Below are 21,794 nucleotides of genomic sequence, written 5' to 3' on the forward strand. Positions count from 1 at the left end.
CTGAGACCGCGTGCGGCGGTGATATGACGATGACGGGGAAGCGCGATGACCTCTGACGACGCGGCGCGGGTTGGCCGGGATATCGAGGCCCTGCTGGCCATCATGGCCCGCCTGCGCGACCCTAAGCGTGGCTGCGCCTGGGATGTCGCCCAGGATTTCCGCAGCATCGCGCCCTATGCCATCGAAGAGGCCTATGAGGTCGCCGACGCCATCGCCCGCAATGACATGGACGATTTGCGCGATGAGCTTGGCGATGTGTTGCTGCAGGTGGTGTTTCACGCCCGCATGGCCGAGGAACAGGGGGCGTTCGCCTTCCCTGACGTGGTGGAGGCGATCACCGCCAAGATGATCCGCCGCCATCCGCATGTGTTCGGCGACGCCGTGGCGCGCACGCCAGAGGCGATCCGCGGCAGCTGGAGCCGCATCAAGGCGGAGGAGAAAGCGGCGCGCCGTCAGCGACGCCTGGCGGCGGGCCTCGCTGATGACGATTCCCGGCTGCTGGCCCAGGTCCCCGCCGGGCTGCCGCCGCTGGCCCGCGCCCTGCGTCTGCAACGCCAGGCGGCGACGGTGGGCTTTGACTGGCCTGACGCGACCCAGGTCACCGACAAGATCGATGAAGAAATCATCGAGGTGAAAGAACAGCTTGCGACCTATCTCTCAACTGAAGCCGACACGCCGTCGCATGAAAATGCCCGCACCGAGCTGGAGGGTGAGATCGGCGACGCGCTGTTCGCCCTGGTCAATCTGGCGCGGCACGTCGGCGTCGACCCGGAGCGCACCCTCGCCGCCACGAATGACAAATTCAGCCGCAGATTCAACCATATTGAAGACAGCGCGCAACGGCTGGGGCGTCCGCTGGCAGATCTTGATCTCGACGAAATGGAAGCGCTGTGGCAGGCGGCCAAAACCTTGCCAACAGAGTGACGAAGCGCAATAGCCAGACAAAGGCTGAGGCTAGGGCTGAAATTCAGACCCTGGCCGGCACGCAGACGATCACCGCGTCAAAGGCTGGCTGACTTGACGGCGCCAATGGCGCCAGCGTCGGCCGCGCAGCCAGTCACATCGCCGTGTAGGCGGGACTTTTTGCAGGGCCGCAAACCTCGCCCGCCCGCGAGCAGTTCAGGGCGCGTGGGCTCGCCTAGCGTTGGCGGTTACGGCGTGGCGGCGGCGGCTCGGGCGCGGGCTCGCTCTCCTCCAGCCGCGCTGGCGGCGCAGGTTCCGTCCCGCCCTTGCAAGCCGTCAGCCACACGTCATAGACCGGGTGCTCCACCCCGTGCAGGCCAGGACTTGCGGCGAACATCCAGCCTTCAAATAGCCGCTTGCGCTCGCTCTGGAAGGTGATCTCGAAGATCTCCACGAAGGCGGTGGTGTTGGGCGCCTCGGTCGATGGCCGGGTGTTGCAAATGCGCGGCGTCAGTTGCAACGCGCCGAACTGCACGGTTTCATTCACCGCCACTTCGAATGAGATGATGCGGCCCGTGATCTTGTCGAGGCCGGAGAATACCGCCAGCGGATTGTGGATTGGCTCAGCCCGGGCCGCGCCCGCGCCGAGAACCACGCCTGTAGCCAGCGCCAAACCTGCGCCCAGCGCCGTCCACAGCCGCAGACCGCGCCCGCCGCCTCGCTGGCTGCGGATGTGTGGGGCGTGGCATTCGGATTGACCAGGCTGCTGCGACATTCTGCTCTCTTCGGGTTCCGGCACGCGACCTGCCGCTCCCTGTTCCGTGTGCGTCAGTTCGGCCTCGGGCGCAAGACCTTGCTACAACACGGCGAGATCGCGCCAGGCGGCGACATCAGATCGAAGCGCCGATTGGCAGCCCTGACTTGTAGCCCTGACTTGTGGCGCTGACTTGCCGCCCCCCTGCCGGGATCGAACAACCATGAGACTGCCGCTACGTCAGGAGGCGTCGTCAAATATGTGCTGCAGCGCTGCGTTGGGCCGCAGCGTGGATTGCCCCTTACTAGCTGCAATGGCGTAACGTCGGCGTCAATCGCGCCCGTCGACGCCCACCGCGTGTTTGCGCCGCGGTGGCTGCGACCACCTTTCCTCGCACAAATTTGCGCATAATGACCTCCGAGGTCATGGCGCAGCTGCGCGCCCCGGGTCACCATGCACGCATCCGCCGCCGCTGCGGGTGGCGGCGACGCCGTCGCAACGCGTACAAGAAGCGCCAACGGCCACTGCCGCACAAAGACATGAAGGGGAGACGCCGCATGAGCAGCGAAAATAACGATCTGGTCAACCAGCTTAACGCGCGCATGCCGCCGTTCAGTAAACATCTCGGCATCCGTGTGATCGAGGCGTCGGCTGAGCGTATTGTCGCCGAAATGCTGGTGCGACCGGAATATTGCACCGAGCCGCCAACCATTCATGGCGGTGCGGTGATGGCCTTCGCGGACACGCTTGGCGCAGTGGCCACCGTCGTCAATCTGCGCGAAGGTCAGGGCACCACCACGCTGGAAAGCAAGACCAATTTCGTGGCGGGCGCCCCTGCCGGCGATACGGTTCGTGGCGAAACCACACCGATCCATCGCGGTCGTCGCACCCAGGTCTGGCAGACGCGCATCACCAATGGCGCCGGCAAGCTGGTGGCGGTGGTCACCCAGACCCAGATGGTGCTGTAACGAAAAACACTGGCGCCCGACAGGCGGCGCCGGCGCCAGGCGCGGTTAGCTGCGCCTGGGCATGGTCATGGTCCTGGTCCTGCGCCTGGGCTGGCGCAGCATTGAGCAGATTTCGGCGCGGCCACGCATTGTGGGCCGGCCGCCCGGTCGCCGGGCCTCAACCGCCTGCAACTGGGGTTGCGCTTAAAACAGACTGCGAAACTGCTCACGCATCCGCTGCCTGCGTGGCTCAATCGCCGCTCAGGCTCGCGCAAAGGCCGATGCGACAAGCGCATCGGCCGTCGGCATCAGGGAGTCCAGCATCAGGGAGTCCAGGGCTGGTAGTCGCCGGTGGCCGGCGGACGCTCGCCGCTGCGCAGGATCGAGCCCTGCGGGCGATGCGCGGCGGCGGAGCCCGTCGGGTTCGCCTCATGCGCCTTCTGCCAGTCGCGCGGCTGGTATTTCTCTTCGCTGGGCGCGACGTGCACGGTCTGGTTGAGCCAGCCCTTCCAGCCCGGAGGCACCGCCGATCCATCGGCTTCGCCATTATAAATCACCCAGCGGCGCTCGACGCCAATGGTCGGATCCTTGCCAGGCTTACGATAATAACGGTTGCCGAATTCGTCCTCGCCGACGAACTGGCCGGAGCGCCAGGTGGTGAGGAGGGTCCCCGCAGTGGCGCCGGACCACCAGGTGAACGCAAGCTGCAGCAATCTCTTCAAGGCCAAACTCCCGGCGGCTGGAATCCGCGCGGAATATGATCCGGCGCGGGCGCCATGTCCAGCCCTGATCACGACCGCATGGCGCGCCGCCCCGCCCTCTCCAGCAGCGGCGCGCAAACGACGCTGCCCCGGTCACGACCACTGCGCCGCGCCGCTTCACCAGCTTGCGCACGTGGCGCCCCTCAGCAGGTGAGGCATTCCAGCAACGCCCCGTGCTGCCGGACAGACATACGGCGCGCAGCATCCCCTCGCGGCTTGCATATTATGCCGCCGTGAAATAATAGCTCCCACACTAAACATCAGATTAGGCCGAATACTGGGGGGGGTATTCTGAAGGGAGTGCTCCCAATATGAATAATATTGAATTGCAATCACTGTCGTCGACAACAATTTGCTACGGCCCACTCGCCAATGATCTCGGTTATTTGCTGCGCCGGGCCCAGCTGTGGATTTTCAATGATTTTATCCGGCAGATGGCTCCGCTCGACCTGCGGCCGGCGCAGTATGCCGTGCTGGTGATCGCAGCGCATAACCCCGGGCTGTCGCAGATCACCCTCGCCTCTTCGCTCGGCATCGAGCGGGCGCGGCTGGTGCGCCTGCTCGACCAGCTGGAGGAGCGCAAGCTGGTGGAGCGCCGTCCCTCTGCCACCGACCGCCGTTCACATGCAGTGCATCTGACGCCGCAGGGCGAAGAGCTGATGGTCGCGGCGACGCAGCTGATCAACAGCCACCACAGCGCCTGCCATGTCGAATTCGGCGGGGAAGACAAATGCGCCGCCCTGACGCAATTGCTGGCCACATTCCGGTCGCCATCGTCCTGAAGCCGTCGCCCTGAAACAGCCGCTGGCCACACGCCAGAAGTGCGCGGACCGGCGCAGGACCAGCCGGATGCCCAGCTGGCGACTTCAGAGCGTTGTTCGAACAAACGGCAGCGTTTGATTGATCCGAATGCGCGCCCTGCCTGGAGGTGTGGTGGCTGGGCCCGCCGCAACGTCCTGATGCGCTCGCCGGCCAGGGCGCGCCATTGCAGGCCAATGGCAGTCTAATGATGGCGCCTGGCGATCCGCCGGGCGCCATCAATAGACATCCGGTCGCTTCGCCGCGACGCGAATGGCGTGGGCGCCTTGGCCCGCACCCTAATGATCCAGGCGCAATAGTCTTTCGGCTCTGCGCGCGCCCGGTCAGCGCTGCGCATCAGCGCTGACTGGCTTCGCCGCGCTCGCGCCGTTCGCGCCGCATGCGGTCGCGCTCTTGCAGCGCCCGCTTCTCTTCAGCGTTCTGTCCACCGTAATAGGGGCGCGGCAACGGCCCCTGTGGCGGCGTCGCGCGGCTCGCGCCAGCGCCGCAACCGCCCGAATCGCAAACCAGTTGCGCCAGCTGCACGCCCGAGGCGGCGGCAGGCTGCGACAACAGGCCGAAAGTTGCGACGGCCATCGCGATCGTCGCCGGCGCCAAAAGCGTAAAGCCCAGCCGCCGCCCGCCACCTGGCCCACCGCCCCTGTGCTGCAATGGCGTCGTGTTCATGCTGTTCATGCTGTCGCTCCTCGCCACTTCGCCCCGCGCAAAAGGGCGCACACTGTAAAAAGCTGCCGCTGGCGCATGATGTCTGACGTAAGTGTAGCGGCAATCGCGGCGGCGCGATGGCCGCCGGCCGGCCCGCCCAGTTTACCTGCACTGTCGCCCCGGCATTTGGCGCCTTTTCCATTGCATCCCTCACGCTGGATCACCATCTTGTCAGCAGCACCCCGTCGGCGCCCCCAGCGCTGACGTTACGCAATTGGGCGCAGCAAGCGGATGTCAGCCTCGACATCCTGCGGCCCGCAAGGACATGGTGAATGCGCAACTTTGATGGACACGATGGCAAACCGGACACCCCCTGGTCACGCGGCGGCGAGCAACCGGTGATTCTGGAGGGCGAACTGGTCGGCGATAGCGTCCACGTTGCGCCGCCGGAGCCAGAGAGCATCTGGGGCGCCAATGCCGCCCGGCTTGGCAAGCGGCTGCTGATCGGCGCCGTGGTGCTGGCGCTGCTCGCCGTGCTGTTGCCGCTGACCATCGCCATTGTCGCCGTGTTCGCCATTCTGGCGCTGGTCGGGCGGCTGGTGCTCGGCCGTCCAGGCGCGGTGGTGCGCTGGCCCCGCCCGCCGGGCCGCAGCGGCTTCTGAACCGGGCTGAGGCGGGCGCGCCATAGCCGGTTGCGCCCCATTTTCGTGACGCACAGGCGCGTCCTCTTGCCCTGCCAGCCATAACGCCGGGCTGGATAGCGGCGTGACGTGTGACCTTGCGCGCGGCCTGGGATGCGCCGACCGCGGCGCGCATCCGCTGCCTTGCAGCGCCGCTACATCCTGCCAGCCAGCCTGACTGCCTCTCGTTCACATCTCCCTGAGCCGCGACCGGCCCCTTCCCGTCAGCCACCATTTCGCTGCCCTGATAGACAGCCCTGGCCTCGCCGCCCGCCTGCGCGGCGCGCCATGCCCAATTTTTCTGGGCCGCGCCTATGGACCAGCCGCCGCTCCGATGCTGACGTGGGGCGAAGATCCGACCTCAGCCCCATCCGCAACCAGCGTATGAAAGTCGCCATGACCCAAGCCGCCGCCACCAGCAATCCCCTGCTCGCCGATTGGGACACGCCCTTCGCCGTGCCGCCGTTCGGGTCGTTTAGCGCCGCCGATTTCCGCCCGGCGTTTGAGCAGGCTCTGGCCAGCCACAAGGCCGAGATCGACGCCATCGCCGCCGACCCTGCGCCCGCCGATTTCGACAATGTGCTGGCGGCGCTGGAGCGGGCTGGCCGCGCCCTCAGCCAGGTTAGCGGCGTGTTCTATAATCTGTGCAGCGCCGACACCTCGCCAGAACTTCAGGAGATCGAGCGCGAAATCGCCCCGGTGATGGCCCGGCACTGGAACGCCGTCGCCCTGAATGACGCTTTGTATGCGCGGGTGGCCGCCGTATCGCCGGATGGGCTGACGCCGGAGCAGGCTCGCCTGCTTGAGCGCAACCTCACGTCTTTCCGTAGGGCCGGCGCTGGATTGCCGGCGGAGACCAAGCAGCGCCTGTCCGATATCGCGGCGCGGCTCGCCACCCTGGGCGCGCAATTCGCCCAGAACGTGCTGGCCGATGAGAGCGGCTGGCACATGACCCTCGATGAGGCTGACCTCGACGGTCTGCCCGAGGACGTGCGCAACGCCGCCGCCCAGGCCGCCGCCGAGCGCGGCCAGCCCGGTCGCTACGTCATCACGCTGTCGCGCTCGCTATATGAGCCATTCATGCAGAGCGCCACGCGGCGCGATTTGCGCGAGCGCGCCTTCCGCGCCTTCGCCTCGCGCGGCGCCAATGGCGACGCTCATGACAATCGCGCCATCATCGCCGAGACCATGGCGCTACGCGCTGAGAAGGCGAAGCTGCTGGGCTATGACAGCTTCGCGGCGTTCCGGCTGGATGATTCCATGGCGCGCACGCCGGAGGCGGTGGCGGCCTTGCTCGATTCCGTCTGGCGTCCGGCGCGTGAGCGGGCGCTGGCTGACCAGACGGCGCTACAGGCGCTGTTCGCCGCCGATGGCCACAATGGCCCGCTCGAACCCTGGGACTGGCGGTTCTATGCGGCGCGCAAGCGCATGAACGAGACCGCCTTCGACGAGACGGCGCTCAAGCCCTATTTGCAGCTGGACCGGATGATTGACGCCGCCTTCGACGTGGCGCACCGGCTGTTCGGCCTCAATTTCCGCCCCCGGCCAGACCTGCCGACCTGGCGCGATGACGTGCGGCCGTTTGAGGTCACCGGCCCGGATGGCCAATTGGTGGCGATCTTCTACGGCGATTATTTCGCCCGCCCGTCGAAGCGCAGCGGCGCCTGGATGAGTTCGTTCCGCAGCCAGCAGAAGCTGGTCGGCGACATCCGCCCGGTGATCGTCAATGTGATGAATTTCGCCCGCCCTGCGGAGGGCCAGCCGGCGCTGCTGTCATTTGACGACGCCCGCACCCTGTTCCACGAATTCGGCCACGCGCTGCACGGCATGCTGTCCAACGTCACCTATCCGTCGCTGGCCGGAACCAGCGTGCCGCGTGATTTCGTCGAGTTCCCGTCCCAGCTCTATGAGCACTGGCTCGAGCAGCCGCAGGTGCTGCAGCGCTTCGCCACCCATTGGCGCAGCCACGAGCCGATGCCCGACGCCATGCTGCAGCGGCTGCTCGACGGTCGCAACGAAGGCCAGGGCTTCGCCACGGTGGAATATGTCGCCTCGGCGCTGGTCGATTTGCGCCTGCATGAGCGCGACGATTTCAGCAAGTTCGACATGGACGCCTTCGAGGCGGAGACCCTCGCCAGCCTCGGCATGCCGCGCGCCATCGTCATGCGCCACCGGCCCGGCCACTTCCTGCATGTGTTCGCCGGCGACGGCTATTCCTCGGCCTATTACAGCTATCTGTGGTCAGAGGTGCTCGACGCCGACGGTTTCGCCGCCTTCCGCGACAGCGGCGACATCTTCAACCCCGTGCTGGCGCAACGGCTGCATGACTTCGTCTATGCCGCCGGCAATGTCCGCGACCCGCGCGAGGCCTGGCTCAAGTTCCGCGAGCGCGACGCCGACCCGCAAGCCCTGCTGCAAAAACGCGGCCTGGCGGCGTAACGGCGCCAGCCAGGGGCTGCTCCCCGGCGCATCAGTGTTTGCCCCGCAACCACCGCCGCCATGCCCGTGCTCGTCACGGGCATCCACGCTCTTTCCTGCGCCCGAGCCGGATCGCATTCGGAGGGCGTAGGATCCTCAGGCGCCGCGCGGCCTACCGGCCAGCCGGAGGTGGCTGCACGATGGTTCAGCAGACGTGGATGCCCGTGACGAGCACGGGCATGACGGCTGGTGAAGCGTGTGCGCGAGAAATGAGGTGCGCGGCGAGCCGCCATCGCAGCGAAGCAGTCGGCGCCCAACTGGCCACCGCCAGCCCGACCTGGCGCAAGCCAGCATCAACTTCTTGCCCCCCTAACCGCCTCGCCCCCGTCATGCCCGTGCTCGTCACGGGCATCCACGCTCTTGCGTGCGCTCGAGCCGGATCGCATTCGGAGGGCGTAGGATCCTCAGGCGCCGCGCGGCCTGCTGGCCAGCCGGAGGTGGCTTCACGATGGTTCAGCAGACGTGGATGCCCGTGACGAGCACGGGCATGACGGCTGGTGAAGCGTTGAGGAGCGAGAAATGAGGCGCGCGGAGCGGCGTCACTTGAGCGAAGCCGCTGGCGCCCAGCTGGCTACGGCCAGCATCCGGGCCCGGCAAAGCCAGACCACTTCGCCCGAGCTGCCTAACCGCACCCCTCGCTCGTCATGCCCGTGCTTGTCACGGGCATCCACGCTCTTCTGCATCGGGTGGAGCCAGTCTCCCCCCCTTGAGCGGCGGCGCAAGGCGGCCTGCTCAGGCCGCCGGGCCGTTCCACGGGTTCCAGTCGCCGCGACGGCTGCGCTCGGCGGGCGCGTCATCTGGCGTCTGGGGTGTGGCGGCGGCCCCGCGGATCAGTCGGGCGTTGTTGATGCGGCGCAGCAGGCGTGGCTCCTTCTCAGCCGCGATCCGCACCGCCATCACAACCTGGCCGTCTTCATCCATGCGGCGATCCAGCACCTCGGCCTCGTCATAGAGCCAGCTGATGTCAGCGCCCCGGCCGGCGTCCAACGTCACCCGATAGACGGCGCGACCGCCGGCCATGCGATCCTCGATGGCCGCCAGCAGGCGCTCGACCCCCTCGCCGGTCTGGCCAGACACCAGCACCGGGCGCGATTCCGCCGGCTGGTTGGCGGCCAGATTGCTCAGGCGCAGGCGCGCCTCGTCGTCGAGCAGATCCGCCTTGTTCCACACCTCGATAATGCGGCCGCTGTCGCGGACGCCGACACCCAGCTCCTCAAGGATGGTGATGACGTCAGCCGCCTGGGCCTGCGTGTCCGCATGGGCGATGTCGCGTACATGCAGGATGATGTCGGCGTGGATCACGTCCTCGAGCGTCGCCCGGAACGCCGCCACCAGCATGGTCGGCAGCTCGGAAATGAAGCCCACCGTGTCCGACAGGATGGCGCGGGCGCCACGCGGCAATTCCACCAGCCGCGCAGTCGGGTCGAGGGTGGCGAACAACATGTCCTCGGCCATCACGCCAGCGCGGGTCAGGCGATTGAACAGCGTCGACTTGCCGGCGTTGGTGTAGCCGACGAAAGCCACGGTCGGCCATGGCGTGCGCTGGCGGTTCTGCCGGTGCAGGCCACGGGTGCGTCGCACCTGGTCGAGATCGCGCTCGATGCGCGCCATGCGATCGCGAATCTGGCGACGGTCGGCCTCGATCTGCGTCTCACCAGGGCCGCCGAGGAAGCCGAAGCCTCCGCGCTGACGCTCAAGGTGGGTCCAGGAGCGGACCAGACGGCTGCGCTGATACTCCAGATGCGCCAGCTCGACCTGCAGCGCGCCTTCGCGCGTGTGGGCCCGCCGACCAAAGATTTCCAGAATAAGCCCGGTGCGGTCGATCACCTTGCAGCGCAACTCGCGCTCGAGATTGCGTTGCTGCACCGGCGACAGGCCGCAATCCATCACGACGAGGCTAATGTCGTCCTCGGCGATGATGGCGGCCAGCTCTTCGATCTTGCCCTTGCCGAACCAGGTGGCGGGCTTGACCTCCGAAATATTGGCCAGATGCGAGCGAACGATGGTGAGGTCGATGGCGGCGGCAAGACCAATGGCCTCGTCAAGGCGGGCGCTGTTCTCGCGCAACACCACCCCGACGCCCGGTCCGCCCTGGCCGCTGGCCGCCTTGCTGGCGGCGCGCAGACGGGCGCGCTCGTTGAGATATGGTCCCACCACCAGAGTCCTGGCGCGGGAAGCGATGATCTTTTCAGCCTCGAAGATTTTCTTCTCCGGGCCATTGTGCTGCTCAGTCGTGGCGAAGCTCCGTCACCTGGCGCCGGCGCCATCGCCGGCGAAACGCCCCGCGAGCGCGAGACGCGATTGTCTGTCCCCTATCAGATGGGCAGCACGCCCCCAGAAGTAAATCGCCAGTTGAGGACTTTTGGCCGTCGTCGCCAGATTTTGTGCGCAGCTGGGTGTTGCATGCCAGCCAGTCGGGCATGACCCGCGGGCGGCAGACGCATGATGACAGCCGGGTGATGCCAGCCGGATGATGTCATGTGCGGGCGAGCATAAAAAAAAGCGGCGCCATCGGCGCCGCTCCCAATCATGTTCAGGATGCGATGTGCGCATCGCCCTGTCTGAACAGGGCGACGTAGCACGTCGCCAGAATCGCTTGCGAGGTACACGTCTGCGAAGCCATGCCTCTGGGCGAGTGAGCTTCTGGCCGCGCCCCATGTATTGTGGACGCGGAGCCGACACGCCGCCCAGACGGCGACGTGACGTCACTCAGGCCTTGTCGGCTTCGTCCGCCGGCTCAAACAGCTGCACCGGATGGCCTGGCATAATGGTCGAAATGGCGTGCTTGTAGACCAGCTGCGAGTGGCCGTCCCTGCGCAGCAGAACGCAGAAATTGTCAAACCAGGTGACGACGCCCTGCAATTTCACGCCATTGACGAGAAAAATAGTCAACGGGATTTTGCTCTTGCGGACGTGATTGAGAAAAGTGTCCTGGAGGTTCTGCGCGCGTTCGCCCGCCATTGTGATTACCTCGTGAGTGCGTCGCAACCGGTCATGCAACGGACTACGGTTTATTGTTGCCCCGCAGATCAGCTTGCGGAGGAGGCTCGACCGGTGCGGCGATTACAGCGGCAAACGCCTTGAATTGCAAGGCTAACCCGCGCTGCCGACGCGCCAAACCGGCCTCGCCCACGCAAAATTCACCCCAGCTGTGTGAACTGCGTCACGCCATGAAAGCGACGGCGCAGCTCCAGCGTCAGCGCCCCCGGCCGGCCATCGCCCACGGGCTGGCTGTCGATGCGGATGACTGGCGCCACCAGCGTGGTTGCGGCGGTGACGAAGGCTTCGCGCGCCGCCAGCGCCTCGGACAGCGGGAAACGCCGCTCGTCGACGCGCAGCCCCATGGCGGCGGCGAGGCGCAGCAGTGAGCCGCGCGTCACGCCGCGCAGGATGCCTGGGTCGGCGGGCCGGGTGACCAGCACGCCGTCATGGGTGATGATCCAGGCGTTGCTGGAGCCGCCTTCGGTGATGAAGCCATCGGCGTCGACGAACCAGACCTCCCGCGCCCCTTGCGCCCGCGCCGCCTCCTTGGCCAGCACGTTGGGCAGCAGGCCGGTGGTCTTGATGTCGACGCGGCTCCAGCGATTATCCGGGCGGGTGATCACCGCCATGCCCTGCGCCGCCTTGGCCTCAGCGCTGGCGCGGTTGATGCTCTTCGCCGTGACCACCAGCGACGGCCTGACCGCGGCGTCCGGGAACAGGAAGTCGCGGGGCGCGGCGCCGCGCGAGACCTGGACATAGACCATGCCGTCGCGGACACGATTGCGCCGCGCCGTCTCGCCCATGACATGCACCAGCGCCCGCCGCCCCATAGGCGCGCGCATGGCCAGTTCAGCCATGGAGCGCTCAAGGCGGTCGAGATGGGCGTCGAGGTCGATCAAGGCGCCATCCAGAACCTCGCAGACCTCATAAACGCTGTCGGCGAACAACACGGCGCGATCGTCGATCGACAGCGTCGCCTCGGCGCGCGGACGATAGCGGCCGTTGACAAAGGCGACGCGGCTCATGAGCCGATGCCGAGCGACTTCAGCTTGCGATGCAGCGCCGAGCGCTCCATGCCGATGAACTCCGCCGTGCGCGAAATATTGCCGGAGAAGCGGTTGATCTGGGCGGTGAGATACTCGCGCTCAAAAATCTCACGCGCCTCCCGCAGGGCCAGACCCATCAGCTTCTCGCCGCCCGAACCCATGGGCGTCGTCGGCACCAGCGCGCCGACTTCGGCGGGCAGCATAGAGGCGTCGACCACCGCATCCGGGTCGCCGCCGGCGAGGATCATCAGGCGCTCCACATTGTTGCGCAACTGGCGGACATTGCCTGGCCAGTCATGCGACTGCAGCACCGCCATGGCGTCTTCAGCGATGTCGCGGCGACCAAGACCGGTGGCGGTGGAGATCTGGTCCATGAAGAAGGCGATCAGCTCCGGCACGTCCTCGCGACGCTCGGCCAGCGCCGGCACGCGGATCGGCACCACGCCGAGACGGTGGTAAAGGTCCTCGCGCAACCGGCCAGCGGCGATCTCGGCGTTGAGGTCGCGGCTCGACGACGAGATGATGCGCACGTCGACATTGACCCGGGTGGAGCCGCCGACCCGCTGGAAATTCTGGTCGACCAGAACGCGCAGGATGCGGCCCTGGGTCTCCATGGGCATGTCGGCGATCTCGTCGAAATACAGCGTGCCGCCGTGCGCCTCCTCCAGCGCGCCGACCCGGCGGCCGCGACCGTCGACGCCCTCAACGCCAAACAGCTCGCTCTCCATGTTCTCCGGGGTGATCGTCGCTGAATTGACCACGACAAACGGCCCGGAGGCGCGGCCAGAGGCCTGGTGCAGCGTGCGGGCGGCCAGCTCCTTGCCGGCGCCGGGCGCGCCGAGGATCATCACCCTGGCGTTGGTGGCGGCCACCCGCTCGATGACCTGGCGCAGATGGTTGATCGGCGCCGATTTGCCGACGATGCGGCTGGCCTGCACCGAATGCGAGCGCAGTTCCTTGACCTCACGCTTCAGGCGCGACGCCTCAAGCGCCCGGTCGGCGACCAGCAGCAGCCGGTCGGCCTTGAACGGCTTTTCGATAAAGTCATAGGCGCCGCGTTTGATGGCGGCGACGGCGGTCTCAATATTACCGTGGCCGGAGATCATCACCACCGGCAGCTCCGGATGCTGCTCCTTGATGATGTCGAGGAGTTGCAGGCCGTCGAGGCGGCTGCCCTGGATCCAGATATCCAGAAACACCAGCGCGGGGCGCCGCGCTTCGAGCAGCGCCAGCGCTTCATCAGAATTCGCCGCGGTGCGGCAACGATAGCCCTCATCTTCCAGAAGGCCCGCAACCAGATCGCGGATATCGCCTTCATCGTCTACGACGAGTATGTCGGCGCTCATATTGTCTGGCTCCCTGCTGCAATCTGCTCGCCCGCATCCGCCCTGGCCCCGCTCACCGGGAACCACAAACGGACGCGCGCGCCATGGCCGCCTGTCGCGACCGAGGGGGCGTCGAGCAGCTCAAGCCCGCCGCCGTGCTCTTCAAAAATCTTCAGGACGATCGGCAGGCCGAGCCCGGTGCCGCCCTCGCGTGTGGTGGCGTAAGGCTCCAGCAGACGGTTGCGGTGTTCCCTCGGGAAGCCCATGCCGTTGTCGGTCACCTCGATCACCACCTGGCCGTCCTCCTGCCGCAGGGCGATATCCACCCGCCCCGGCCCATCCCGGTCGGCTTCGGCCATGCCCATGACGCCTTCGGCGGCGTTCTTGATGACGTTCTGCACCGCCTGGGAGATCAGCCGGCGATCATAGCGGGCCGGCAGCGGCCCGTCCGGCATGTGCTCCACAAATGTGATCTCCGGATTGCCGACCCGCATCAGGAACACCACCTGGCGCACGGTGGAGACCAGATCATCCTCATCGATGGTCGGGGCCGGCATGCGGGCGAAGGACGAGAACTCGTCGACCATCTGCTTGATGTCGTCGACCTGGCGGATGATTGTCGCGGTGCACTGGTCGAACACCTCGCGATCCGCCACGATCACCTTGCCGTATTTGCGCCGGATGCGCTCGGCCGACAGCTGGATCGGCGTCAGCGGATTCTTGATCTCATGGGCGATGCGCCGGGCGACGTCGGCCCACGCCGAGGTGCGCTGGGCGTTGACCAGATCGGTGATGTCATCGAGCGTCACCACCACGCCGCCGCCGCTGATGTCGGCCTGCTCGGAGGTGACGCGTACGTTCAGCGTGCGCTCATGCTGGTCGCGGTCGATGACGATCTGGCGCTGCACCAGGCGGCGGCCCTCGCCGGCCTCCTGCAGCAGGCTGGTGACCTCTGGCATCACCTCACGGATCGGCTGGCCGACCAGATCGTCGGCGCTGGCCCGCAGCAGGGTCTCAGCCGACGGATTGACGATGGTGATCAGGCCCGTGGCGTCGACGCCGACCACGCCGGGCGACACGCCGGCCAGCACCGCCTCCATGAAGCGGCGACGGCGGTCCATCACCTCGGTGGCCGACACCAGGCCATCATGCTGTCGGCGCAGCTGCCCGGTCATCTTGTTGAAGGTCTCGCCAAGGTGGCCGAGGTCATCATCGGATTTCTGCGTCGGCACCTGCACGTAATAATTGCCGCTCGCCACCTGGTCGGCGGCATGGATCAGGCGGCGCACCGGATTGACCAGCCGGTTGGCGAAGCTCATGCCGAACCACAGCGCCGACAGCAGCACGATGATCGCCACCAGAGCGAACATCGAGGCGAAGGCCACCTGGATGCCGAATTTCTTCTCCTCCAGCACCTGGTAATAGGCGACGCCAGCCTCGGCCATCGGCAAGAAGGCGATGGCCTTGGGATCGACGGTGCGGGCGACGAACAGCACCATACCGTTAAGCTCCGGCACCTTCTGCACCGCGCCAAACACGTTGCGGTTGCCGGGGATCAGGCAGGTGGCGTCGTCGTCGGAGGCGTTCTTCAGGTCTTCGCGGGTCGGCAATGGCACGTTCTGGATCAGGCCGCTGTCAAAGCGCTCGACCACCGAGCCGTCGACGGTCATCAGGAAGGTGATGGGGAAGCCGAGGAAGGCCGAGCGCGACTGCAGGAAATCGTGGAACAGCTTGCGATCGGCGTCATAGATCACGCGGGCGCGGTTGAGGTCAGCCGCCATCAGATTGGCCTCACGGATCACCGTGCGGCATTGGGCGTCGCGATATTCCTTGGCGATCTCGACCGTGTTGGACATCAGCGCCTTGATCGAACCGATGAACCAGGGATCCAGGCCACGCTCCAGCGTGATCGAGGCCACCGAGGCCACCAGCACCACCGGAAACGCCGCCACGAAACAGAACAGACTGACGATACGAATATTGAGGCCCGCGCCAGCCGCCCCCTGACGCCGCGCCCGCCACAGCCGCCACGTCTGCGCCAGCACCAGCCCCAGCAGCACCACCACCAGCACGGCGTTGACGCCCAGCATCCACGCCACGACCTCATGGGTCGGCAACACCGGCGTCATGCCAGCCAAAACCAGGAAGGTGATCAGCGCGCAGGCCAGCGCACAGCAGACGAGCACCACGCCGAGCGCGCCAGACACCCGCCCGGTGGGCGCGATGGCCTCCAGCCTCAAGTCGGCGCCGACATTTGCGCCGGAGCCGGCATCCTGGCCGACGTCCTGATGCGTGGCCTTGCCATTTGCTTGCGGGCTGCGCCGCCCGTCATCCGGCGGGATCGCCTGTTGTGTCGAACCTGTACTCAAACGCGCCCCTTCGCCACAATACCCTGCCCGACGCCCCGCTCACAAACCAGATTAACCAGTCTGAAAACATCAATCATCAAAGTATGATGACCGAATTAGTTTCACCGGCGCATAAAGCTACCGCGCACGCCGCGCAGCTGACCGAGGATCCGCTGGCGAGGCCCGCAGCCTGCACATTCCGCTCATGCAAAGGCGATCCGGGCGCCTGCATCCGTGGGGCGTCCTGAATCAGACAGGTGGCGCCACGACAACAGTGTTGTCGAAATACGACATTCTGGAGGCGGCTGGCAAACCCTGCAGCGGCGACTTCACGCAAGTGTGGGGCGCGTGGGGGAACGTTGCGTCGGTGGGGCGCCCCGGCGATTTGGGGGCCACGCGCTGCCGGGCTGGGAGATGATCAGCCGGTGACTGCTCACGCCATGGGGGTGGACAGGCCTCAGCGGGGACGCGCACGCTTGGGCGTCGCGGCAAGACGTGGATCCCCGTGACGAGCACGGGGATGACGAGGTGGGTGTGGTGGGTGTCGGGTGTGGTCGGTGGCGAGTAGTTGCTACGCTGCCGGTGGCCCGATGACCCATCAGGCAGCGCGGGCGCGGGCGGCCACGGCTTGCGTGGCGCCCGGCCCTTGCGGCCTCAGCGCACCCGGGCGGAGCGCACCAGTTGCAGATCGAGGTCCTGGATCTTCTTGCGCAGGGTGTTGCGGTTGAGGCCGAGCAGCTCGGCGGCCTTGATCTGGTTGCCACGGGTGGCGGACAGCGCCGCGCCGATCAGCGGCCCCTCCACCTCCCGCAGGATACGGTGATACAGGCCGGGCGGAGGCAGGCCGTCACGGAAGCCGGCGAAATAATTGGCGAGGTGCTGCTCGACCGAGGCCGAGAGCCCGCCGGCGCCAGGGCTGACCGGCGCTGCGGGCGCGCTGCTGGCCGCCGGGGCTGGCATGCTGGCGCTGATCGCCGGGGCTGGCGACGGCGCCGCCGCAGGGGTGGAGGCGTTCATCGCCGGCTCAAGCTCAGCCTGGATGATTGGCGCGGTGATAATGTCCTGCGGATACAGCGCCGCCAGACGCCGCACCAGATTTTCCAGCTCGCGGACATTGCCCGGCCAGCGATAGCGCTTCAGCCGGTCCATGGCCTCGGCGTCGATCTGCTTGCGCGGCAGCCCCTCCTTCTCCACCAGCGCGAAGAAGTGGCGCATCAGGTCCGGGATATCCTCAAGCCGCTCACGCAGCGGCGGCAGCCGCAACGGCACGACGTTGAGGCGGAAATACAGGTCCTCGCGGAAGTGGCCGGACTGGATCGAGCCGCGCAGATCCTTGTTGGTGGCGGCGACGATGCGGACATTGGTCCGGATCGGCGTGCGGCCGCCCACGGTGGTGTATTCGCCCTGCTGCAGCACGCGCAGCAGGCGGGTCTGCGCCTCCATCGGCATGTCGCCGATCTCGTCGAGGAACAGCGTGCCGCCCTCGGCCTGCTCGAACCGGCCAGCGCTGCGCTGGGCGGCGCCAGTGAAGGCGCCCTTCTCATGGCCGAACAGCTCGGCCTCGATCAGATCGCGCGGGATCGCCGCCATATTGACCGCCACGAAGGGGCCGCCCTTGCGCTTGCCATAGTCATGCAGGGCGCGGGCCACCAGCTCCTTGCCGGTGCCGGATTCGCCCGAGATCATCACCGTGAGGTCGGTGGCCATCAGTCGGGCGAGGACCCGGTAAATCTCCTGCATCGCCGCCGAGCGGCCAATGAGCGGGATATCCTCGCCGTCCTGGACGTTAGACGCGAGGCTGGCGCCGCGCGGCCGTGACATGGCCCGGCCGACGATGGCCACCAGCTCCTTCAAATCGAAGGGCTTGGGCAGATATTCATAGGCGCCGCGCTCCGAGGCGCGCACCGCCGTCATGAAGGTGTTCTGCGCGCTCATGACGATGATCGGCATCTCGGGCCGCAGCTTCTTGATGCGCGGCAACACGTCGAGCGCGTTCTCATCCGGCATCACCACGTCGGTGATGATCAGATCGCCGTCGCCGGCCTCCACCCAACGCCACAGGGTCGACGCCTGTCCGGTCGCCCGGACTTCGTACCCCGCCCGCGTCAGCGCCTGGTTCAGCACCGTTCTGATCGCAGCATCGTCATCAGCGAGCAGGATTTGTCCGCGAGCCATTGGTTCAAGCCTCCATTGTCCGCCCATCCTGGGCGGAGTAGATCGGCATCAGAACCCTGAAAGTGGTTCTGTGCGCCCCTGATTCACATTCGACGACGCCACCGTGGTCGTCGATAATCCGGGCTACCAATGCAAGACCCAGGCCACTTCCCTGCATCTTGGTGGTGACAAACGGATCAAACAGGTCGGGAAGCATGTCCGACGGCACGCCCGGACCGTTATCCGTGACGCTAAACTCAAGCGGCAGACTGGTTTTCTCGCGCGAACCACGCACTTGCAGATGGATGCCGGGACGGAACGCGGTGGTCAGGTTGATCTCGCCATCCTGTGCGTCAGGGCCGATCGCTTCCGCAGCGTTCTTGACGAGGTTGAGGAACACCTGGATCAGCTGATCGCGGTTGGCGTGCACCGGCGGCAGCGAGGGATCGTACTGACAGTTGATGCGGATGTGGCGGGCGAAGCCGCTCAGCGCCAGCTTGCGCACATGGTCGAGAACGCCATGAATATTCACGGCTTCCCGCTCCGCCTTGTGCTCGTCCGAGAAGAATTCCATGCGCTCGACCAGCTTGACGATGCGGTCAGCCTCATCGCAGATCAGCCGCGTCAGCTCCAGATCCTCCGGCGAGGCGTCATGTTCGAGCAATTGCGCCGCGCCACGGATGCCGGACAGCGGATTCTTGATCTCATGAGCCAGCATGGAGCCGAGCACGCTCATTGAGCGGCCCGCGCTGCGCGTGGTCAATTGGCGGTCAAGCTTTTCGGCGATTGTACGTTCCTGCAGCACAATGATTATATTTTCATCATTGTCCGCCATGGGCGACGCAAAAATGTCGCTGACACGCACCCGTGACGTCCACGGCCGTTCGATGGCGACGCCATAGCTGTTGACGCTGGTCTTACGCTGCCGCGCCTCCTCGACGATCGCCAGCACAGGCGAGCCGAAGGGGAAGGTCTGGTTGAGGGTGCGGCGCTGCAGCACGGCCTGGCTCTGCTCGAAGAAATCCTCGGCCGCCACATTGGCGAACAGCACTTGATTGTCTGGCCCCACGGCGATGATCGGAGCCGGCATCACATTGAGGATGTCGTCGGCGGAAGGCGCGCGGAGCTCTGCCGGCTGCGCTGGCGTCCGGGCGGCGTCAGCGGCCGGAGATGTGGGGGCGCCCTGCCTGGTGCTCATGCAGCTTCTTCCTGATAGCCGGTGTATGGAATGTCGCGCAGCATGGCGCGCACGTCCTGCGGATGGCGCGCCGTGGTCAGCGCCGCGCGCAGGGCGACTGGCGCGCCCATATGCCCGGCGAAGGCGGCCAGGTGCTTGCGGGCGTGGCGGACGCCGACATCGGCGCCATAGGTGTCGATCATGCAGTCATAATGCTCGCACATGGCCTCGGTCTGCGCGGCGCGCGTCAGCTGCGGCGGCTCAGCGCCGGTCAGGGCGGCGGCGATCTCGCCGACCAGCCACGGGCGGCCCAGCGCGGCGCGACCGACCATCACCGCATCGGCGCCCGATTGCGCCAGCGCGGCGCGGGCGTCGGCGGCGGTGGCGATATCGCCATTGACCACGAGCGGCAGGCTGGTGGCGGCGCGCACGGCGGCGACGGCGCCCCAGTCGGCATTGCCCTTGTAGAATTGTTGCCGGGTGCGGCCATGCACCGTCACCATGGCGACGCCCGCCGCCTCGGCTCTGCGGGCCAGCTCCGGCGCATTGCGGCTGGCGTCGTCCCAGCCCAGGCGCATCTTCAGCGTCACCGGCAGGCGGGTCCCGGCCACCGTGGCCTCGATCAGCGTCAGCGCATGGTCAAGGTCGCGCATCAGGGCGGAGCCGGACAGGCCGCCCACCACCTGGCGGGCCGGGCAGCCCATATTGATGTCGATGACATGGGCCCCCGCGTCCTCGGCGACCCGCGCCGCCTCGCCCATCCAGAATGCGTCGCAACCCGCCAGCTGCACCACATGCACGCTGACCCCCGCGCCCTCGGCCCGGGTCTGCGCCTCGGCGTCGCCGCGCGCCAAAGCGCCGGACGCGACCATTTCGGACACGACGAGGGTCGCGCCAAAGCGCTCGGCCAGCCGCCGAAAGCCGATGTCGGTCACGCCAGACATGGGGGCCAGCGCCGCGCCGCCAGCGCGCAGTCTCTGAATGGCGCTGAGGCCGCGCCGCACATTTTCGGTCATGCTGGCGTTGTAACGCCCAGGCTTACCGCCACAAAGGCAAATCTCCGCTATGGCGCCTACAACACAGGCAATGACGCCGCAGTTCCGCGCCGGGCCTCGGGTCGCCTTGACCTCGGGATGCCTTGGTCTCCGGATGCCTTGGCCTCGGGACGCCTTGGTGCGCGGAACGCCTCGCCATGCGCAAGCGCCACAATGCGCCCAGCCGCACAATCCGGCGACGCCATCGCGACGGCCAGAGCCCTCCCCAGTTCCCTCCCCAGTTCCCTCGCCAGTTCCCTCGCCCGCCCGATCGCGTCCGCCCCGCGCCCCCACCTGCCCCTCAGCCCCTCGCCGCCAGGGGCCGGCAAAGTTGCCCATGCGTGCCGGGGCGGTTAAAGCGTGTCGCGCAACAGGAGCCTGCCATGACCGCAGCCAGTATGACAGACACCGTCCCGGGCGATGACGCCGCAACCGGCGCCAGCCACGGCCCGGTTGACGCCATCATTGTCGCCGCCGGTCGCGGTGAGCGGGCCGGCGGCGGCGCGCCGAAGCAATATCGCCAGCTGCAGGGCGAGCCAGTGCTGTTGCACAGCCTGCGGCGATTTTTGCAGACGCCGGACATTCGTCGCGTCGTGGTGGTGGTGCGCCATGAGGACCGGCGGCTGTTCGATGAGGCGACTGCCTCGCTGGCGGTCAGCGCCGCTGGACGGCTGATGTCCGTGGATGGCGGCGCCTCGCGCCAGGCTTCAGTGCGCCATGGGCTTGAAGCGCTGGCCTCGTTGGCTGAGGCGCCGCAGCATGTGCTGGTGCACGACGCGGCGCGACCATGGCTGAGTGAGGCGCTGATCAACCGCGCCATCGCCGCCGCCCGCGCTTATGGCGCCGCGGCCCCAGGCCTCGCCGTCACCGACACCATCAAGGCGGTGGATGACGCCGGTCGCGTCACCGCGACGCCGCCGCGCGCCACGCTGCGGGCGATCCAGACCCCGCAGGCTTTTGCCTTCGCAACCCTGCTCGACGCCCACCGCCGCGCCGCGCGCGAGCCTGCCGAATTCACCGATGACGCGGCCATCGCCGAATGGGCCGGCCTGCCGGTGCAGATCTTTGACGGCGACGTCGCCAACACCAAGCTCACCCACCCGGAGGATTTTCCGGCGACGACGGGGCGGACAATGATCAGCCGCACGGGCCTCGGCTATGACGTGCACGCCTTTGTGCCGGGCGATCACATCTGGCTGGGCGGCGTGCGCATCGCCAGTGACCTCGCCGTGACCGCCCATTCGGACGGCGATGTCCTGCTGCACGCCCTCACCGACGCTTTGCTTGGCGCCATCGGCGACGGCGACATCGGCACGCATTTCCCGCCCAGCGACCCGCAATGGGCAGGCGCGTCATCGGACCGCTTTCTGGCCCACGCCGTGGCGCTGACGCGGGCCCGGGGCGGCGTCATCGACCACCTCGATGGGGTGATCATCGCCGAATATCCCAAAGTGGGGCCGCACCGCGCGGCGATCCGCGCCAGGATTGCGGAAATCACCGGCGTCAGCGAGACTGGGATTTCGGTCAAGGCCACCACCTCCGAGCGCCTTGGCTTTACCGGCCGGCGCGAAGGCATCGCCGCCCAGGCCGTCGTCACCGTGCGCCTGCCCGCCGATGGCTGATCAGGCGCCAGCGACAAACCGGGCTCGCGCCTGTGCGCCAGGAGCTCCGGTCGCGGCAATCCATTCTGGCCCGAAACTGGCCAGCAATCTGGCGCCACAACCAGGCGGACCTCCAACGA

Annotated in this window: 16 protein-coding genes and 1 pseudogene; 6 read left to right on the forward strand and 11 right to left on the reverse strand. The window is 67.0% G+C overall.

Going from position 1 to position 21,794, the window contains the following annotated elements; all coding sequences use genetic code 11:
- Positions 1–45 precede the first annotated feature (45 nt).
- Positions 46–924, forward strand: coding sequence for a nucleoside triphosphate pyrophosphohydrolase (gene mazG, locus AC6A67_RS12015; RefSeq protein ID WP_498036783.1), 879 nt, complete (start codon positions 46–48; stop codon positions 922–924).
- Between the two features lie 214 nt (positions 925–1,138).
- Here the strand turns inward: mazG and AC6A67_RS12020 are convergent, their stop codons facing one another.
- Positions 1,139–1,678, reverse strand: a complete 540-nt coding sequence (locus AC6A67_RS12020) for a DUF2155 domain-containing protein (RefSeq protein ID WP_498036784.1) — start codon at positions 1,676–1,678, stop codon at positions 1,139–1,141.
- Positions 1,679–2,214: 536 nt separating this feature from the next.
- Between AC6A67_RS12020 and AC6A67_RS12025 the strand changes: the two genes are divergently transcribed.
- Positions 2,215–2,625, forward strand: a complete 411-nt coding sequence (locus AC6A67_RS12025) for a PaaI family thioesterase (RefSeq protein WP_498036785.1) — start codon at positions 2,215–2,217, stop codon at positions 2,623–2,625.
- 302 nt (positions 2,626–2,927) lie between these two features.
- Here the strand turns inward: AC6A67_RS12025 and AC6A67_RS12030 are convergent, their stop codons facing one another.
- A complete protein-coding gene (locus tag AC6A67_RS12030; RefSeq protein ID WP_498036786.1) occupies positions 2,928–3,332 on the reverse strand; it encodes an NADH:ubiquinone oxidoreductase subunit NDUFA12 in 405 nt (134 codons plus the stop codon).
- Between the two features lie 344 nt (positions 3,333–3,676).
- Here AC6A67_RS12030 and AC6A67_RS12035 point away from each other — a divergent pair, with 344 nt between their 5' ends.
- Positions 3,677–4,147 carry a MarR family winged helix-turn-helix transcriptional regulator gene (locus tag AC6A67_RS12035; protein ID WP_498036787.1) on the forward strand — a complete coding sequence of 157 codons (471 nt, stop codon included), beginning with the start codon at positions 3,677–3,679 and terminating at the stop codon, positions 4,145–4,147.
- A gap of 373 nt (positions 4,148–4,520) precedes the next feature.
- On the opposite strand, the gene AC6A67_RS12040 is transcribed toward AC6A67_RS12035, so the two are convergent.
- Positions 4,521–4,859 carry a hypothetical protein gene (locus tag AC6A67_RS12040; RefSeq protein ID WP_498036788.1) on the reverse strand — a complete coding sequence of 113 codons (339 nt, stop codon included), beginning with the start codon at positions 4,857–4,859 and terminating at the stop codon, positions 4,521–4,523.
- Between the two features lie 302 nt (positions 4,860–5,161).
- Between AC6A67_RS12040 and AC6A67_RS12045 the strand changes: the two genes are divergently transcribed.
- A complete protein-coding gene (locus tag AC6A67_RS12045) occupies positions 5,162–5,491 on the forward strand; it encodes a hypothetical protein (protein WP_498036789.1) in 330 nt (109 codons plus the stop codon).
- A gap of 414 nt (positions 5,492–5,905) precedes the next feature.
- Complete coding sequence (locus tag AC6A67_RS12050) at positions 5,906–7,948, forward strand: M3 family metallopeptidase (protein ID WP_498036790.1); 2,043 nt, start codon at positions 5,906–5,908, stop codon at positions 7,946–7,948.
- Positions 7,949–8,794: 846 nt separating this feature from the next.
- On the opposite strand, the pseudogene hflX reads toward AC6A67_RS12050, so the two are convergent.
- The 8 genes and pseudogenes from hflX to dusB all read right to left on the reverse strand — a co-directional run.
- Positions 8,795–10,189 (reverse strand): annotated as a pseudogene (gene hflX / locus AC6A67_RS12055) (GTPase HflX); the annotation flags it as partial.
- A gap of 507 nt (positions 10,190–10,696) precedes the next feature.
- Complete coding sequence (gene hfq / locus AC6A67_RS12060) at positions 10,697–10,948, reverse strand: RNA chaperone Hfq (protein ID WP_498036791.1); 252 nt, start codon at positions 10,946–10,948, stop codon at positions 10,697–10,699.
- A gap of 179 nt (positions 10,949–11,127) precedes the next feature.
- Entirely contained in the window at positions 11,128–11,994 is an 867-nt protein-coding gene (locus tag AC6A67_RS12065) for a D-amino-acid transaminase (RefSeq protein WP_498036792.1), read from the reverse strand.
- A complete protein-coding gene (ntrX, locus tag AC6A67_RS12070) occupies positions 11,991–13,361 on the reverse strand; it encodes a nitrogen assimilation response regulator NtrX (RefSeq protein ID WP_498036793.1) in 1,371 nt (456 codons plus the stop codon). Before ntrX ends, AC6A67_RS12065 begins: the two co-directional genes overlap by 4 nt.
- The gene (locus AC6A67_RS12075; RefSeq protein WP_498036794.1) at positions 13,358–15,709 is read right to left on the reverse strand and encodes a sensor histidine kinase NtrY-like; all 2,352 of its coding nucleotides are present in this window, start codon (positions 15,707–15,709) and stop codon (positions 13,358–13,360) included. The genes ntrX and AC6A67_RS12075 overlap by 4 nt, the downstream gene beginning before the upstream one ends.
- A gap of 633 nt (positions 15,710–16,342) precedes the next feature.
- Positions 16,343–17,863, reverse strand: a complete 1,521-nt coding sequence (gene ntrC, locus AC6A67_RS12080; RefSeq protein ID WP_498036795.1) for a nitrogen regulation protein NR(I) — start codon at positions 17,861–17,863, stop codon at positions 16,343–16,345.
- Positions 17,864–17,867: 4 nt separating this feature from the next.
- A complete protein-coding gene (locus AC6A67_RS12085) occupies positions 17,868–19,040 on the reverse strand; it encodes a two-component system sensor histidine kinase NtrB (RefSeq protein WP_498036796.1) in 1,173 nt (390 codons plus the stop codon).
- Positions 19,037–20,035, reverse strand: coding sequence for a tRNA dihydrouridine synthase DusB (gene dusB, locus AC6A67_RS12090; protein ID WP_498036797.1), 999 nt, complete (start codon positions 20,033–20,035; stop codon positions 19,037–19,039). The genes AC6A67_RS12085 and dusB overlap by 4 nt, the downstream gene beginning before the upstream one ends.
- Before the next feature lie 401 nt (positions 20,036–20,436).
- Between dusB and AC6A67_RS12095 the strand changes: the two genes are divergently transcribed.
- A complete protein-coding gene (locus tag AC6A67_RS12095; RefSeq protein WP_498036798.1) occupies positions 20,437–21,675 on the forward strand; it encodes a bifunctional 2-C-methyl-D-erythritol 4-phosphate cytidylyltransferase/2-C-methyl-D-erythritol 2,4-cyclodiphosphate synthase in 1,239 nt (412 codons plus the stop codon).
- The last annotated feature ends 119 nt before the right edge of the window (positions 21,676–21,794 follow it).

It is taken from the genome of Camelimonas sp. FR25 (assembly GCF_059740505.1).

Excerpts from the sequence above, each read along its gene's own strand:
- mazG (WP_498036783.1), top strand. The coding sequence starts at position 46 with ATGACCTCTGACGACGCGGCGCGGGTTGGCCGGGATATCGAGGCCCTG.
- AC6A67_RS12020 (WP_498036784.1), bottom strand. The coding sequence starts at position 1,678 with ATGTCGCAGCAGCCTGGTCAATCCGAATGCCACGCCCCACACATCCGC.
- AC6A67_RS12025 (WP_498036785.1), top strand. The coding sequence starts at position 2,215 with ATGAGCAGCGAAAATAACGATCTGGTCAACCAGCTTAACGCGCGCATG.
- AC6A67_RS12035 (WP_498036787.1), top strand. The coding sequence starts at position 3,677 with ATGAATAATATTGAATTGCAATCACTGTCGTCGACAACAATTTGCTAC.
- AC6A67_RS12040 (WP_498036788.1), bottom strand. The coding sequence starts at position 4,859 with ATGAACAGCATGAACACGACGCCATTGCAGCACAGGGGCGGTGGGCCA.
- AC6A67_RS12045 (WP_498036789.1), top strand. The coding sequence starts at position 5,162 with ATGCGCAACTTTGATGGACACGATGGCAAACCGGACACCCCCTGGTCA.
- AC6A67_RS12050 (WP_498036790.1), top strand. The coding sequence starts at position 5,906 with ATGACCCAAGCCGCCGCCACCAGCAATCCCCTGCTCGCCGATTGGGAC.
- hfq (WP_498036791.1), bottom strand. The coding sequence starts at position 10,948 with ATGGCGGGCGAACGCGCGCAGAACCTCCAGGACACTTTTCTCAATCAC.
- AC6A67_RS12065 (WP_498036792.1), bottom strand. The coding sequence starts at position 11,994 with ATGAGCCGCGTCGCCTTTGTCAACGGCCGCTATCGTCCGCGCGCCGAG.
- ntrX (WP_498036793.1), bottom strand. The coding sequence starts at position 13,361 with ATGAGCGCCGACATACTCGTCGTAGACGATGAAGGCGATATCCGCGAT.
- ntrC (WP_498036795.1), bottom strand. The coding sequence starts at position 17,863 with ATGGCTCGCGGACAAATCCTGCTCGCTGATGACGATGCTGCGATCAGA.
- AC6A67_RS12085 (WP_498036796.1), bottom strand. The coding sequence starts at position 19,040 with ATGAGCACCAGGCAGGGCGCCCCCACATCTCCGGCCGCTGACGCCGCC.
- dusB (WP_498036797.1), bottom strand. The coding sequence starts at position 20,035 with ATGACCGAAAATGTGCGGCGCGGCCTCAGCGCCATTCAGAGACTGCGC.
- AC6A67_RS12095 (WP_498036798.1), top strand. The coding sequence starts at position 20,437 with ATGACCGCAGCCAGTATGACAGACACCGTCCCGGGCGATGACGCCGCA.